At 70.8% G+C, this 14,946-nt stretch carries 7 protein-coding genes; 3 read left to right on the top strand and 4 right to left on the bottom strand.

What is annotated here, in order from left to right; genetic code table 11:
• Window positions 1–10: 10 nt before the first annotated feature.
• Window positions 11–511 carry a hypothetical protein gene (locus BS83_RS33675; protein ID WP_037607190.1) on the bottom strand — a complete coding sequence of 167 codons (501 nt, stop codon included), beginning with the start codon at window positions 509–511 and terminating at the stop codon, window positions 11–13.
• Window positions 512–715: 204 nt separating this feature from the next.
• On the opposite strand from BS83_RS33675, the gene BS83_RS33670 reads away from it, so the two are divergent.
• Window positions 716–1,834 carry a sulfite oxidase gene (locus tag BS83_RS33670; protein WP_037607189.1) on the top strand — a complete coding sequence of 373 codons (1,119 nt, stop codon included), beginning with the start codon at window positions 716–718 and terminating at the stop codon, window positions 1,832–1,834.
• A gap of 330 nt (window positions 1,835–2,164) precedes the next feature.
• On the opposite strand, the gene BS83_RS33665 is transcribed toward BS83_RS33670, so the two are convergent.
• On the bottom strand, window positions 2,165–2,386 hold the full coding sequence (locus BS83_RS33665; protein WP_037607188.1) for a hypothetical protein: 222 nt from the start codon (window positions 2,384–2,386) through the stop codon (window positions 2,165–2,167).
• A 215-nt stretch (window positions 2,387–2,601) separates the two neighbouring features.
• Here BS83_RS33665 and BS83_RS33660 point away from each other — a divergent pair, with 215 nt between their 5' ends.
• Complete coding sequence (locus BS83_RS33660) at window positions 2,602–5,628, top strand: bifunctional [glutamine synthetase] adenylyltransferase/[glutamine synthetase]-adenylyl-L-tyrosine phosphorylase (RefSeq protein WP_051944497.1); 3,027 nt, start codon at window positions 2,602–2,604, stop codon at window positions 5,626–5,628.
• 134 nt (window positions 5,629–5,762) lie between these two features.
• Here the strand turns inward: BS83_RS33660 and BS83_RS33655 are convergent, their stop codons facing one another.
• Window positions 5,763–6,617, bottom strand: a complete 855-nt coding sequence (locus BS83_RS33655) for a phosphatase PAP2 family protein (RefSeq protein WP_232248770.1) — start codon at window positions 6,615–6,617, stop codon at window positions 5,763–5,765.
• A gap of 147 nt (window positions 6,618–6,764) precedes the next feature.
• Window positions 6,765–9,257 (bottom strand): carbohydrate-binding module family 20 domain-containing protein, encoded by a 2,493-nt coding sequence (locus tag BS83_RS33650; RefSeq protein WP_232248581.1) that lies wholly within the window; start codon window positions 9,255–9,257, stop codon window positions 6,765–6,767.
• Window positions 9,258–9,461: 204 nt separating this feature from the next.
• Between BS83_RS33650 and pulA the strand changes: the two genes are divergently transcribed.
• A complete protein-coding gene (gene pulA, locus BS83_RS33645; protein ID WP_051945716.1) occupies window positions 9,462–14,933 on the top strand; it encodes a pullulanase-type alpha-1,6-glucosidase in 5,472 nt (1,823 codons plus the stop codon).
• Window positions 14,934–14,946 lie beyond the last annotated feature (13 nt).

Below are 14,946 nucleotides of genomic sequence, written 5' to 3'. Positions count from 1 at the left end.
TCGGCGACGATTACCTGCCGGCGTCCAGGATCGCCATGCGCTTGTCGACGGCCTGGAGCTCCTGGATCCCCTGGTTGATCATGTAGGTTGCGCTCCCCATCGCCTCGACGCCCTGGTTCGACCCCGGGCCGCACTGGCTCGCACCGGGCAGCAGGTCCTCGAGAGCGCGCGTGAGGTGGGCTTGCGACGGGCCGTCCGGGATCGGGGCGTCGTGCTGGAGCTGGGTGGCGGCGCTGGTGACCGCTGCGCAGTCGTTGTACAGGGCGTCGCTGGTCTTGTCGTCGCCGACCTTGATCACCGCGTTGAGCAGGGTGATGAGGTCGTGTCCCCCTTGTCCTCGGTCCCATCGGCTGACCTCGGCGTCGACGGCCTTGAGCGCTTCGGCGCTGAGGGTGGGCGTGTCGATCGGAGCCGGCGAGGTGTGACTGCTGTTGGCCGAGCCGTAGGCAACGAAGCCGAACACGGCGAGCGCTGCGGTGGCGGGCAGCACGACGATCGGGGGGATGCGCATCCGCGGAGTCTCGCACATGCACGAATGAGCTGGTCAGCTGGGGTGGACACCCCGCCTGGAGCCGGGGCCGCCGAAGGTGTGTCGAGGGCAGAGCCGAGGACGATCGACCGCGGAGCAGGGCCGCCGTCCCCGCAGCGCGGGTGGGGCGTAGGCCGCTTACCGTGGAGGCGTCGTCGTTTTTCGCCAACTCGCGGTGGTCAGGACATGACCGAGAAGCAGCTCAGCGAGGTCAGCGTTCCGGCGCGGATCGCCGCTCCCGACGAGGGCATCACCCAGGACGAGCTCCACCTCGCCGGGCGCAACCACGCGATGCCGCTGGAGGCGCTCCGGTACGACATCACGCCGGTCGGCCTGCACTACCTGCTGGTGCACTACGACATCCCGGACGTCGACCCAGACCGCTGGCGCCTGGTGATCGACGGTCGGGTGGGCCGGACGGTGGAGTACACCCTCGCCGACCTGTGGGCGCGGCCGAAGGTGACGCGGACCGTCACCTTCGAGTGCGCGGGGAACGGGCGGGCGCTGCTCACTCCACGGCCGCTGAGTCAGCCGTGGCTGGACGGGGCCGTCGGCACCGCGCGGTGGGGCGGGACGCCGCTCGCTCCGTTGCTGCGCGAGGCCGGGATCGGGGCGGACGCGGTCGACGTCGTGTTCACCGGTCGCGACCACGGGATCGAACGGGGCGTCGAGCAGGACTTCACCCGGGGTCTGCCACTCGCCGAGGCGCTGCGCGAGGACGTCCTGCTGGCCTACGAGATGAACGACGCCCCGCTCCCGCCGCAGCACGGCGCGCCCCTGCGGCTGGTGGTCCCGGGCTGGTACGGCATGGCGCAGGTGAAGTGGCTGCGCGGCATCACGCTCACCAACTGTCCGTTCGACGGCTTCCAGCAGACCACCGCCTACCGCCTGAAGCAGGGGGCCGACGAGATCGGCGAGCCGGTCACCCGGATCATGCCGCGGGCCCTGATGATCCCGCCGGGTTTCCCCGACTTCATGAGCCGGGTCAGGGTGGTGGACGCGGGCGTGCACGTCGTCACCGGTCGCGCCTGGTCGGGCCGGTCGGCGGTGCGGGCCGTGGAGTTCAGTGCGGACGACGGACGCACCTGGGCCGCGGCCGAGCTGGGCGCCCGCGCCGGCGGGGAGGGCGACGACTTCGCCTGGTACGCCTGGCGCTTCGTCTGGCGGACCGACCGGCCGGGGAGCCACCGGCTGCGGGTCCGGGCCACCGATGCCGAAGGCGTCAGTCAACCCCGCGAACAGGCGTGGAACCGGCAGGGCATGGCGAACAACATGGCTCAGTGCGTGGAGGCGATCGTCCGCTGAACCCCGAAGGCCCGGCGCAGCGCGGATGCGGGGCCGACGGGATTCGAACCCGTGGACGGAGCTCGGGCAGGCCCGCCCGCACACCGTCAACCGGCGCGCCGGACGGCCTCGGCGCGACGGGCGCAATGGGCCGCTCTGCCACGGCCCGCATCCTTCGGGGCTGTACGACCCCGATCGGCCGATCGTAGGCGCCGGCGGATGCGCGGGCGAGCGGATATCGCCCGGCGGAGGCGTCCGTCCGCGCGGCCCGGCGCGCGCCCGCCCGCCGCGGCTCGGTCCGGTCGAGGCGGAACGGGCTGCGGTGTCAGGCGGCGGGTGCGACGAGTGGGGTCAGAGCTTGGTCATCGCGGAGAAAGGCGTGGAGATGCGCCGGTGCGCCGAACCGAAGTCGACGATCACCGAGGCTTCGTCCTCCACCGCCACGACGCGGCCGAGGCCGTGCTTGTCGTGGGTCACCCGGTCGCCGACAGCGAACTGTTCGACGGCTGGTGCGGCGGGCCGCGAGAACGGGCTGGCGGGCAGAGTGCGTCGGGGTCCCTCAGATCTTGTCATTACTGCAAGTATGCGGGCAGCGGGCCGATGCATCCCTCTCGTCCTGGTAACGGTCTTGGTGAGGCGGGGGGAAATGCGAGGTTTGGGAGTTGTCGGATCCTACGGAGTCCGGCCCCGGGCCGCCGCCGTGCGGCGGATACAGGGTGTTCGAACGACGTAGGGTCGGGGAGGATCGTGGAGTGGTAGTCCCGGACGGCCCGCGGAGGCGAGACGCGTTGGAGACGGTGCGCGGCGGTGCACGACGGAGCAATCCGGTCGGCAGGCTGGTGCGGCGGGGGTTCACGGATCCGGAGGCGGCCGCGCGGCGGCTCGCGGAGCCCGCGCTGGCGGCGCACGCCGCGGACAGCGTGCTGCTGGACGCCCTCGCGGCCACCGCCGACCCCGACCAGGCCCTGCACGGGCTCGCCGGGCTCGTCGAGGCCTGCCGGGACGAGGACGAGCGGCACAAGCTGCTGGACACCCTCACCACCGCCAAGCCGCTGCGCGACCGCCTGCTGGGCGTGCTCGGCGCCAGCGCCGCGCTCGGCGAGCACCTGGCGCGGCACCCGCACGACTGGCACGAGCTGGTCACCTTCGAGCTGCACGACATCCATCCCGGCCCGGAGGAGTTCGTCCGGCGGCTCTACCGGCACATCTGGGAGGAGTACGCCGAGGTCCCCCGCGCGGACGCGCTCCGCTCCGGCTACCGCCGGCTGCTGCTGACCGTCGCCGCGCGGGACCTCTCCGGCACCGCGGACCTCGGCCAGACCGCCGCCGAGCTCGCCGACCTGGCCGGAGCCACGCTCCAGGCCGCGCTCGACATCGCCGCGGAGGAGGACCCGCCCGCCGCCCGCGCCTGCCGGCTCGCGGTGATCGCCATGGGCAAGTGCGGCGGCCGTGAGCTCAACTACATCTCCGACGTCGACGTCGTCTTCGTCGCCGAGCCCAGGGGCGACACCGACGCCGACGCGCTGCAGGCCGCCACCCGCCTCGCCTCGCGGATGATGCGGCTCTGCTCCGACAGCACCCGCGAGGGCAGCATCTGGCAGGTCGACGCCAACCTGCGCCCGGAGGGCAAGAACGGCCCGCTGGTGCGCACCCTCGCCAGCCACCTCGCCTACTACCAGCGCTGGGCCAAGACCTGGGAGTTCCAGGCCCTGCTCAAGGCCCGCCCGGTCGCCGGGGACGCCGAGCTCGGGCGGCAGTACCTGGAAGCCGTCAGCCCCATGGTCTGGCAGGCGTCCCAGCGCGAGAACTTCGTGCAGGACGTGCAGCAGATGCGCCGCCGGGTGATCGAGGCGATCCCCGCCGCCGAGGTCGACCGGGAGCTCAAGCTCGGCCCCGGCGGGCTGCGGGACGTCGAGTTCTCGGTCCAGCTGCTGCAGCTGGTCCACGGCCGCACCGACGAGAACCTGCGCAGCGCCACCACCCTGACCGCGCTCGCCGACCTCTCCGCCGGCGGCTACGTCGGCCGCGCCGACGCCGCCGCGCTCGACAGCGCCTACCGCTTCCTGCGCACCCTCGAACACCGGATCCAGCTGTTCCAGCTGCGCCGCACCCACCTGGTCCCCACCGCCGAGCAGGACCTGCGCCGGCTCGGCCGCTCGCTCGGGCTGCGCGCCGACCCGGTCGCCGAGCTGCTGGCGGAGTGGAAGCGGCACGGGCGCGAGGTCCGCCGCCTGCACGAGAAGCTGTTCTACCGGCCGCTGCTCGACGCCGTCGCCCACCTCGACCTGGAGGAGGCCGGCCTCACCGGGAACGCGCTGAGCGCCTCCGCGGCCCGGGCCCGGCTCGCCGCGCTCGGCTACCGCGAGCCCGCGGGCGCCTTCCGGCACCTCCAGGCACTGGCCACCGGCGTGAGCCGGCGGGCCGCGCTGCAGCGGACGCTGCTTCCGGTGATGCTCGGCTGGTTCGCCGACTCCGCGGACCCCGACGCCGGCCTGCTCAGCTTCCGCAAGGTCTCCGACAGCCTCGGCTCCACCCCCTGGTACCTGCGGCTGCTGCGGGACGAGGGAGCAGCGGCGGAGAGCCTGGCGAGGATCCTCTCCTCCGGCCGACTCGCCCCCGACCTGCTGCTGCGCGCGCCCGAGGCCGTCGCGCTGCTGGGCGACACCGACGGCCTCGACCCCCGCTCGCCGCAGGTCCTGGACCGGGAGGTCGCCTCCGCGGTCGGCCGCGCGGGCGACCCGGCTGCAGCCGTCGCCGCGGCCCGCTCGGTGCGCCGCCGCGAGCTGTTCCGGACGGCCGCCGCCGACGTGTTGGGCCGTCTGGGTGACACCCCGGCCGACGCGGTCGAGGCGGCGGGCCTCGCGCTGACCGGTCTCAACCGGGCCACGCTCAGCGGTGCGCTCGCGGCGTGCGTGGCCGCGGCGGAGGCGGGCCTGGGCGAGCCGTTGCCGACCAGGCTCGCGGTGATCGCGATGGGCCGCTTCGGCGGCCACGAGCTCGGGTACGGCTCCGACGCGGACGTGATGTTCGTCCACGACCCCCTCCCCGGCGCGGACGAGACCAGGGCGGGCAACGCCGCCCGGCAGGTCTTCGAGGAACTGCGCCGACTGCTGCAGCTGCCCTCCACGGAACCGCCGCTGCTGATCGACGCCGACCTGCGCCCAGAGGGCCGGCAGGGCCCGCTGGTGCGGACGATCGGCTCCTACGCCGCCTACTACCGGCGCTGGTCGCACACCTGGGAGAGCCAGGCGCTGCTCCGGGCGATGCCGGTCGCGGGGGACACGGGGCTGGGGGAGGAGTTCCTCGCCCTGATCGACCCGCTGCGGTATCCGGCGGCCGGTCTCGACGAGGCCGAGCTGCGCGAGATCCGCCGGATCAAGGCCCGCGTCGAGAGCGAGCGGATGCCGCGCGGCGCGGACCCGACGACGCACACGAAGCTGGGGCGCGGCGGCCTCGCCGACGTCGAGTGGACGGTCCAGATGCTGCAGCTCCAGCACGGCCACGCGGTGGCCGGCCTGCGCACCACGCGGACCCTGCGGGCGCTGGGCGCGGCGGTCGAGGCGGAGCTGCTGGGCCGCGACGAGGCGGACGCGCTGAGCGCGGCCTGGGTCCAGGCGACGCGGGTCCGCAACGCGGTGATGCTGGTGCGCGGCCGCGCGGGCGACAGCTTCCCCGCGGAGCCACGCGAGATCGCCGGCGTCGGCCGGTACCTGGGTTACGGCGAGGGCCACGCCGGCGAGATGGTCGACGACTACCGCCGCGTCGCCCGCCGGGCCCGCGAGGTCATGGAACGGATCGTCTTCGGCGGTCCCTGAGCCCAGGGGCGCGGCGAACTCCGCGATCAACCACCCTGTGCGGACGGCCCTGTCCGCTCGGCGGCGCCCTACTCAGGGTGGTTTCTCGCGCACGTAGTTGATCAAGCAGAGCCCCGCGCCCCCGGAAGGTGCAACTACCTCGTCGCACCGACCGGCTCGGGTTGGGCGGGTTCGGGGAGGTGGCTCGGCGGGGCGGCCTTGGGGAAGCTGTAGGGCCAGCGGCGGTAGACGAGGCGGGAGGTCGTCAGACCCACCAGCGTGCACAGCGCGCCGGCGACCGCGTCCATGAAGAAGTGGTTGGCCGTCGCGACGATCACCATCAGCGTCGACAGCGGATAGAGCACGCCGAGCACCCGCACCCAGCGCCGTTTCGCCAGGAAGAAGATCGTCACGCCGCACCAGAGCGACCAGCCGATATGCATCGAAGGCATCGCCGCGAACTGGTTGGAGACGTGCGCCATGTCCCCCGAGGCCATCGAGCCCCAGGTGTGGTGTTTGGCCACGGTGTCCACGAATCCGCCGCCGAACATCAGTCTGGGCGGTGCGAGCGGATAGAAGTAATACCCGAACAGTGCGAAACCGGTTGTCACGAAAAGTGACAGTCGTGCCGCCGCATATCGTCCCGAATGGCCGCGGAACAACCACACAAGGACGGCGATCGTCACGATGAAGTGCAAGGTCGCGTAGTCGTAGTTCAGTCCGGTGATCAACCATGTCACCGAGTCGACGGCATGGTTGACGGAACGCTCCACAGCGATGTGCAGCGTCTGTTCGAGCGCCCAGATGTCGTGAGCATTGCGCTGCGCCCGGGTCTCCATCTCGGGGACCGCGTTGCGCACCATCGAGTAGATCCAGTAGCTCACGGCGATCAGCAGCAGCTCGATCCACAAGCGGGGACGTCCCGGCGAATGGAAGTGTCCACGCACCGATCGCAGCAGGTTGCCGATAGGCCCCCTGGTGCTGGTGTGTGCTTCCGTTGCCTTCCCCATGGGTGAGTAGTCTGCCATGCGGCCTGGGGTCTCCTGATCACCCTCTGGTCGGGGATTCCACGTGCGAAATACCCCTCAAGTCCTAGTGGACCAAAAACCGCGGGCCGCCGCCCGGTGGGGGCGACGGCCACGGTTGGTCACTTTCTGTTATTTCCAGCTGTCGTTCAGGGTCACGCTGCCGGAGGCTCCGGTGGTGTAGGCGCGATTGGCGCCCGACTCCCAGGTGATGTTTCCGGCCGAGTCCTTGACGATGTACTTGTACTCGAAGGAGGTGTTCGGGCTCAGGCTGACGGTCTTGGACCAAATGGGGTAATTCGCTGATGAGAGCAGGATCGCGCTGTTCGGGTCCCAGAATCCGAGACTGTCGATGCTGCCGACCACATAGACGTTCTGGCCGGTGACCGTCGTCTTCGTCTCGTCGAAGGTGACGCCCACGGGGCTGGTGGCCGTCGCGCCCCAGGTGTTGCTGAGCGTGGCCGCGGACGTGCCCGTCGTGGCCGTGTGGTTCGCGCCCGACTCCCAGGTGATGGTGCCGTCCGGGTCCTTCTTGATGAACTTGTAGGCGAACGAGGTGTTGGCCGGCAGGTTGACCGCGGCCGACCAGGTCGGGTAGGCGGCCGAGGAGAGCGGGACCGCGCTCGCGGTGTTCCAGCTGCCGAGGGCCGGGATCGAGCCGACGAGGTAGACGTTCTGGCCGAGCCAGGTCGTCGCGGTCTCGTCGAAGGTCTCACTGACGCTGCTGCTGGAGCCGTTGTAGCTGTCCGTCAGCGTGGCGGTGCTGCCCGCGCCGGTGGTGGCGGAGTGGTTCGAGCCGGGCTCCCAGGTGACGTTCCCCGCGGAGTCCTTCTCGATGTACTTGTACTGGACTGCCGTGGACTGCGGCAGCGTCACCGTCGTGGTCCAGGTCGAGCCGGACTGCGTCATCGGGACGGCGGCGGACGGCGCCCAGTTGCCCAGGCCGCTGACGGAGCCGACCAGGTACATCGGCGCGCTGGTCGGCGCCCCGCTCACGGTGAACGTCTCGGCGACGCTGCCCGCAGGCGCCGTCGCGGATGCGGATGCTGATGCAGACGGCGAGGCGGATGCAGACGCAGACGCAGACGCAGAGGCCGACGCCGACGCCGACGGCGACGGCGAGGACGTGCCCGTCGAGATCGCGTACAGCGCCACGGCGTCCTTCGCCGCGACCGAGACGGTCGCGTTGCCGTTCGCGTCCACCGCGACCGTCGGACCGGAGCACGCGCCCGTCGCCGCCGTGTAGTCGCCGTGGATGACGTCGCAGTAGGTGCCGGCGGCCAGGCCGGTCTGGAAGGTCTTCGTCTGCGTCGAGCTCTCGTTGTTGATCGCGATCCACGCCTTGCTGCCGCGCGAGAAGGCGATCAGGTTCGAACCGTCGTCGTACCAGTTGGCCACCGACGCGCCCTGGGCGGCGTTGTGCCAGCCGACCATGTTGGCGACGCCCTGGATCCGGTCGGTGCAGTACCAGCCGTTGGCGCAGTCGGTGTTCGTGACGTAGCCGTTCGCGTCGGCCGGCGGGGAGTCGTCGGAGCTGTTCCAGTCGAAGCCGGAGTAGACCGAGGGCTGGTTGCCGTAGCCCCAGGCCAGCATGAACTCGTTCGCCAGGGTGAAGGCGGCGCCGTTCTTGTAGTTGAGGGTGCTGCCGTCGCGCTCGGTGTCGTGGTTGGTCACCATCGCGCCGTCCGAGGCGCTCGGCTGCAGGCCCCAGGAGCTGCCGAAGGTCTTCAGGTTGGCGATGTTCCCGGTGAACTGGTTCTTCAGGTTGTCGGCATAGTCGAAGCCGATCACGCTGCCGTTGCCCTCGAAGGCGGCCGGCGCGAGGTTGCCCGAGCTGCCGGGGAACACCTCCTGCAGCACGTAGGGGCGCTGGCCCCAGAGCGTGTTGTTCAGGCGGGACTCGATGTTGGCCATGTCGGCCTGGTTGATGTGCTTGGCCGAGTCCACCCGGAAGCCGTCGACGCCGTCGCCGATGAGCTTGTTCAGGTAGCCCGCGATCTTGCCGCGGACGTCGTCGGTCTCGGTGTAGAGGTCTTCGAGCGAGACCAGGTCGCACTCCTGGACCTGGGTCTGGTTGTTCCAGTCGTTGATGCTCATGCCCGAGTTCGGGCAGTTCGCCGGGTAGCTGTGGAAGTCGGAGGAGTTGTAGGGGACCTGGTTGTAGGTCATCGCCGACTCGGAGAAGCTGTCGCCGCCGTAGGAGTCGGTGCTCGACTGGTTCGATCCGGCCATGTGGTTGACGACCGCGTCGACGTACACCTTGACGCCCGCGTTGTGGCAGGTCGTCACCATCGACTGGAACTGTGCCTCCGTGCCCATTCTGCTGTTCAGGTCGTAGCCGACCGGCTGGTAGATCTCCCACCACGGGTGGGCGCCGGAGAGTCTGATCGAGTCCTGCGGCGGCGCCACCTGGACCGCGCCGTAGCCCTTGGGGCCCAGGACGTTCGTGCACTCCGAGGCGACCGAGGACCAGTTCCACATGAACAGGTTGGCGATCACGTCGCCGCCGTTGGCGGCGCTCGCGTGGGCGGTGCCGCCGGTCAGGGCGAGCGGTATCACGGTGCCGGCGGCCAGCAGCGCGCCGGACGCCAACAGCGTTCGGAGTCGGCCGGTTTGACGGGGCATCGATTTCTCCGAGTGGGGAGAGGGTGGATGGGAGGGCGAGGGGGAGGAGTGATGGCGACGAGACTCCTCGCCCCGGTTCCTGAGCGTCAAGACATCTGTGGAAATATTTTCTGCATCTTGCTGAAACATCTTGCGGCCATCTGCCGCCGTCAGTAAGTTCTGGCTCGCCCGAGCAGACCCGTCCCAGGGAGACAACGCGTGGCCATGAACCGGTCCAGATGGAGAAGCCTGCTCCTCACAGCGGCGCTGCTCAGCCCAGCCGTGGCAGGCGCCTCGGGCGCCTCCGGCGCGGAGGCCGCAGCACGGTCGGCCGCACTGCCCGCAGCCCCCTCGGACTCATCGCTCGCCGCCACGCCCGACCGGCACGGGCTGAACAAGGAGCAGTTCTACTTCCTGCTGCCCGACCGCTTCGCCAACGGCGACAGCGGCAACGACACCGGCGGCATCACCGGCACCCGGATGGCCACCGGTTACGACCCGACCGACTCGGGCTTCTACCACGGCGGCGACCTCGCCGGGATCATCGACAAGCTCTCCTACATCAAGAAGCTCGGCACCACCGCCATCTGGATGGCGCCGATCTTCAAGAACCGGCCGGTCCAGGGCACCGGCAGCAACGCCTCGGCCGGCTACCACGGCTACTGGATCACCGACTTCACCCAGGTCGACCCGCACTTCGGCACGAACGCCCAGCTGAAGGAGCTGATCCAGAAGGCCCACGCGATGGGCATGAAGGTCTTCTTCGACGTCATCACCAACCACACCGCCGACGTCGTCGACTACGCGGAGAAGACCTACGACTACCGTTCCACCGGCGCCTACCCGACCCTCGACGCGACCGGCCGACCGGTCGACACCACCGCGGTCGCGAACGCCAACGCCGCCGACGGCACCGCGAACTACCCGAAGCTGACCAAGAACTCCTTCCCGTACACACCGGTCTTCGACTCCGCGGCCGACGCCACCGTCAAGAGCCCCGCCTGGCTCAACGACGTGACGCTCTACCACAACCGGGGCAACACGACCTTCGCCGGCGAGAACGCCACCGAGGGCGACTTCTCCGGCCTGGACGACCTGGACACCCAGGACCCGCGCGTGGTCTCCGGCATGGAGAAGATCTACGAGAACTGGGTCAAGCAGGACGACGTCGACGGATTCCGCATCGACACCGTCAAGAACGTCAACATGGCGTTCTGGCAGCAGTGGGCCCCGGCGCTGAAGAAGTACGCCGAGGAGCAGGGCAACAAGAAGTTCTTCATGTTCGGCGAGGTCTACGACGCGAACACCACCGTCAACTCGTCCTACGTGACCCAGGGCAAGCTCGACGCGGCGCTCGGCTTCCCGTTCCAGAACGCGGCCCGGCTCTACGCCTCCCAGGGCGCGTCGGCGCAGGTGCTCTCCTCCCTCTACGCGGACGACTACAAGTACGCCTCCGCCGAGAGCGACGCCTACGAGCAGCCGACCTTCCTCGGCAACCACGACATGGGCCGGATCGGCTCCTTCCTGCAGTCGGACAACCCGGGCGCGAGCGACGCGACGCTGCTGAAGAAGGACGACCTGGCCCAGCAGCTGCTCTTCCTGACCCGCGGCCAGCCGGTCGTCTACTACGGCGACGAGCAGGGCTTCACCGGCCCCGGCGGCGACAAGTCGGCGCGGCAGGACATGTTCGCCTCGCAGACCGCCGAGTACAACGCCGACGCCGTCATCGGCGGCAGCACCGGCTCCGCTGCCCGCTACTCCACCACCGCTCCCGTCTACACGACGATCGCGCAGCTCGCCGCCCTGCGCGCGGCCAACCCCGCCCTCGCGAACGGCGCCCAGATCGAGCGGTACGCCGCGAGCGGCCCCGGCGTCTACGCCTTCTCCCGCATCGACGCGAAGCAGCAGGTCGAGTACCTGGTCGCGGTCAACAACGCGACCACCGACCAGGCCGTCCAGGTGCCGACCTACTCCGCCGGCATGGGCTTCACCCCGATCTACGGAAGCGGCCAGTCCCACGCCGTCACCGGCGCGGACAGCAAGCTTTCCCTCACCGTCCCGGCCGACTCCGCCGTCGTCTACAAGGCCGACGCCCGCCTCGGCGCGACCGGCGCCGCGCCCGGCCTCACGCTGAGCGCGCCCGCCGACGGCTCCTCGGGCGTCGTCACCGTCAAGGCCGACGTCACCGGCGGCGGCTTCAACCGCGTCGTGGTCGCCGCCTCCGTCGGCACCGGCGCCTGGAAGGTGCTCGGCAGCGCCGACCACGCCCCCTACGCCGTCACCCAGGACCTCGGCGCGGTCCCGCCCGGCACCACGGTCCGCTACAAGGCCGTCGTCGTCGACAACTCCGGCCGCACCGCCGACGCGAGCGGCGCCACCCTGGTCGGCGCGGCCCCGGTGACGCCGAAGCCGACCGCCGTCTCGCGCGGCTACGCGGTGGTCCACTACCACCGCGCCGACGGGAACTACGCCGGCTGGAACCTCTACGCCTGGGGCGACATCGCCGACGGCGAGGGCACCACCTGGCCCGACGGGCACCCCTTCGTCGGACGCGACGCCTTCGGCGCCTTCGCCTACGTGAAGCTGAAGCAGGGCGCGAGCAACGTCGGCTTCATCATCGAGAACAACGGCACCAAGGACACCGCCGCGGACCGGTCCGTCGACATCTCGCAGACCGGTGAGGTCTGGGTGAACTCCGGCGACGGAACCACCTACACCAGCAACCCCGGCGCCTCGGACACCGTCCCGGCCGGCACCGCGATCATCCACTACCACCGGGCGGACGGGAACTACACCGGCTGGGGCCTGCACGACTGGACCGGCGCCGCCAACCCGACCGACTGGACCTCCCCGCTCCAGCCCTCCGGCACCGACGCCTTCGGCGACGTGTTCACCGTGCCGCTGGCCTCCGGCGCCACCTCGCTCAGCTACATCCTGCACAACGGCGACACCAAGGACCTGCCCGACGACCAGTCGCTGGTGTTCGGCCAGAACGGCCGCGAGGTCTGGATCCTGAACGGCACCCCGGGCTACCTGCTGCCCGAGGCCTCCGCGTCCTCGGCCGACCTGGACCTGGCCAAGTCCAAGGCGCAGCTCGTCGACGGCAACACCGTCGCCGTCCCCGCGAACTGGGGCTTCGGAGCGAACGTCCCCGGCGGCTCCTCCGCCGAACTGGTCTACTCGCCGACCGGCGCGATCGCGATCAAGGACGGCGACACCACCGACCCGGGCTACTGGCTCCGCCTGCTGCCCGTCAGCGGCGGCCTGACGGCCGCCCAGCTCGCCGCGCACCCGGAGCTGAAGGGCTACGCCGCCTTCACCGTCGACCCGCGCGACCGCTCCCGGATCAAGCTCGCGCTCCGCTCGCAGCTGGTGATGACCGAGCGTGAGGCCGACGGCGCGCTGCTCGCCGCCACCGGCGTCCAACTGCCCGGAGCGCTCGACGCGCTCTACGGCGCGGCGGCCGCCAAGGCGGCCCTCGGCCCGGTCTTCGGCGAGGACGGCGCCCCGACGCTCTCGGTGTGGGCGCCGACCGCGCAGCAGGTCTCGCTGGAGCTCTTCGACTCGGCGACCGCGACCACGCCGACCCTGGTGCCGATGCGGCGTCAGGACGGCAGCGGGGTCTGGTCGGTGCGGGGCGCAGGCAACTGGACCGGGAAGTTCTACCGCTACAAGGTCACCGTCTGGGCCCCCAGCGTCCAGAAGGTGGTGACCAACGAGGTCACCGACCCCTACTCGGTCGCCCTGTCCACCGATTCCAGGCTGAGCGAGATCACCGACCTGCGCTCCGCCTCCCTGGCCCCCCAGGGCTGGTCCGCGGACCGCTCGCCGAAGGCGCTCACCGCCGCCCAGCAGGAGATCCAGGAGCTGCACGTCCGCGACTTCTCCGTCGCCGACGCGACCGTCCCGGCCGACCAGCGCGGCAGCTACCTCGCCTTCACCGACCTGAACTCGGCCGGGATGAAGCACCTGGCCGAGCTCGCCAAGCACGGCCTGACCACCGTGCACCTGCTGCCCTCGTTCGACTTCTCCTCCGCCCCGGAGGCGAAGAGCGAGCAGACCACCCCGGCCTGCGACCTCGCCTCGCTGCCGGCCGACTCCGACCAGCAGCAGGCCTGCATCGCCAAGCAGGCGTCCACCGACGCCTACAACTGGGGCTACGACCCGCTGCACTACAACGTCCCCGAGGGCTCCTACGCCACCGACCCGAACGGCACGGCCCGCACCGTGCAGTTCCGGCAGATGGTCCAGGCGCTGCACCGGATCGGGCTCCGCGTGGTCATGGACGTCGTCTACAACCACACCGCCGCCTCCGGCGAGAACGCCGCCAGCGTCCTGGACCAGATCGTCCCCGGCTACTACCAGCGGCTCTCCGCCGACGGGGCGGTGACCACCGACTCCTGCTGCGCGGACACCGCCCCCGAGCACGCCATGATGAACAAGCTGGTCGTCGACTCCACCCGGCTCTGGGCCACCCAGTACCACGTGGACGGCTTCCGCTTCGACCTGATGGGCCTGGACCCGAAGTCCACCATGCTCGACGTCAAGGCCGGCCTGGCCCACACCGGCCGCTCCGAGTTCCTCTACGGCGAGGGCTGGAACTTCGGCACCGTCGCCAACGACTCCCGCTTCGTCCAGGCCACCCAGGCCAACATGGCCGGCACCGGGATCGCCACCTTCAACGACCGGCTCCGCGACGCCGTCCGCGGCGGCGGCCCCTTCGACACCAACCCCCACCTGCAGGGCTTCGCCTCCGGCCTGTTCACCGACCCCAACGGCGACAGCGTCAACGGCACGGCCGACCAGCAGAAGGCGGCGCTGCTGCACCAGATGGACCAGATCGAGGTCGGCCTGACCGGCAACCTGGCCCAGTACTCCTTCACCGACAGCGTGGGGAAGACCGTCACCGGCTCGGAGATCGACTACAACGGTGCGCCCGCCGGCTACACCGCCGCCCCCGGGGAGGCCATCACCTACGTGGACGCCCACGACAACCTGGACCTCTACGACGCCCTCGCCTACAAGCTGCCGACCGGCACCTCGATGGCGGACCGGACCCGGATGCAGGCCCTCGCGCTGGCCACCACCGCGCTGTCGCAGGGCCCCGGCTTCTCGGTCGCGGGCAGCGACCTGCTGCGCAGCAAGTCGCTGGACGGCAACTCCTTCGACGGCGGTGACTGGTTCAACGCGATCCAGTGGCAGTGCGCCAACGGCAACGGCTTCGGCCACGGCCTGCCGGTGGCGGCGTCCAACTCCGGCTTCTGGTCCTTCGCCAAGCCGCTGCTGGGCGACCCCTCGCTGGTCGCCGGCTGCTCCGCGCAGCAGCAGTCCAGCGCGCTCTACCAGCAGTTCCTCCAGATCAAGGCCTCCACGCCGCTCTTCTCGCTGAACACGGCCGCCGCCGTGCAGCAGCGGCTGAGCTACCCGCTGTCCGGCACGGCGGGCGAGGTGCCCGGCGTGATCACCCTGCACCTGGACGGAAGGGGCATGCCCGGCTGGAAGTCGGTCACCGTGGTCTTCAACGCGACCCCGACCGCGCAGACCCAGACCCTCACCGGCCTGATCGGCACGAGCCAGCAGCTCCACCCGGTCCAGGCCGCCGGCACCGACCCGGTCGTGAAGACCGCGTCCTTCGACCCCGCCACCGGCGCCTTCACCATCCCCGCGAGGACCGTGGCGGTCTACGTCCAGCCGTGAGCGACGTAGAACC

Source organism: Streptacidiphilus rugosus AM-16, assembly GCF_000744655.1.
Lineage (GTDB): Bacteria > Actinomycetota > Actinomycetes > Streptomycetales > Streptomycetaceae > Streptacidiphilus > Streptacidiphilus rugosus.
This window is presented reverse-complemented; position numbering and strand designations above follow the sequence as displayed.

Coding starts and splice junctions, on each gene's coding strand:
- BS83_RS33665 (WP_037607188.1), bottom strand. CDS start 2,386: ATGACAAGATCTGAGGGACCCCGACGCACTCTGCCCGCCAGCCCGTTC.
- pulA (WP_051945716.1), top strand. CDS start 9,462: ATGAACCGGTCCAGATGGAGAAGCCTGCTCCTCACAGCGGCGCTGCTC.
- BS83_RS33670 (WP_037607189.1), top strand. CDS start 716: ATGACCGAGAAGCAGCTCAGCGAGGTCAGCGTTCCGGCGCGGATCGCC.
- BS83_RS33650 (WP_232248581.1), bottom strand. CDS start 9,257: ATGCCCCGTCAAACCGGCCGACTCCGAACGCTGTTGGCGTCCGGCGCG.
- BS83_RS33655 (WP_232248770.1), bottom strand. CDS start 6,617: ATGGGGAAGGCAACGGAAGCACACACCAGCACCAGGGGGCCTATCGGC.
- BS83_RS33675 (WP_037607190.1), bottom strand. CDS start 511: ATGCGCATCCCCCCGATCGTCGTGCTGCCCGCCACCGCAGCGCTCGCC.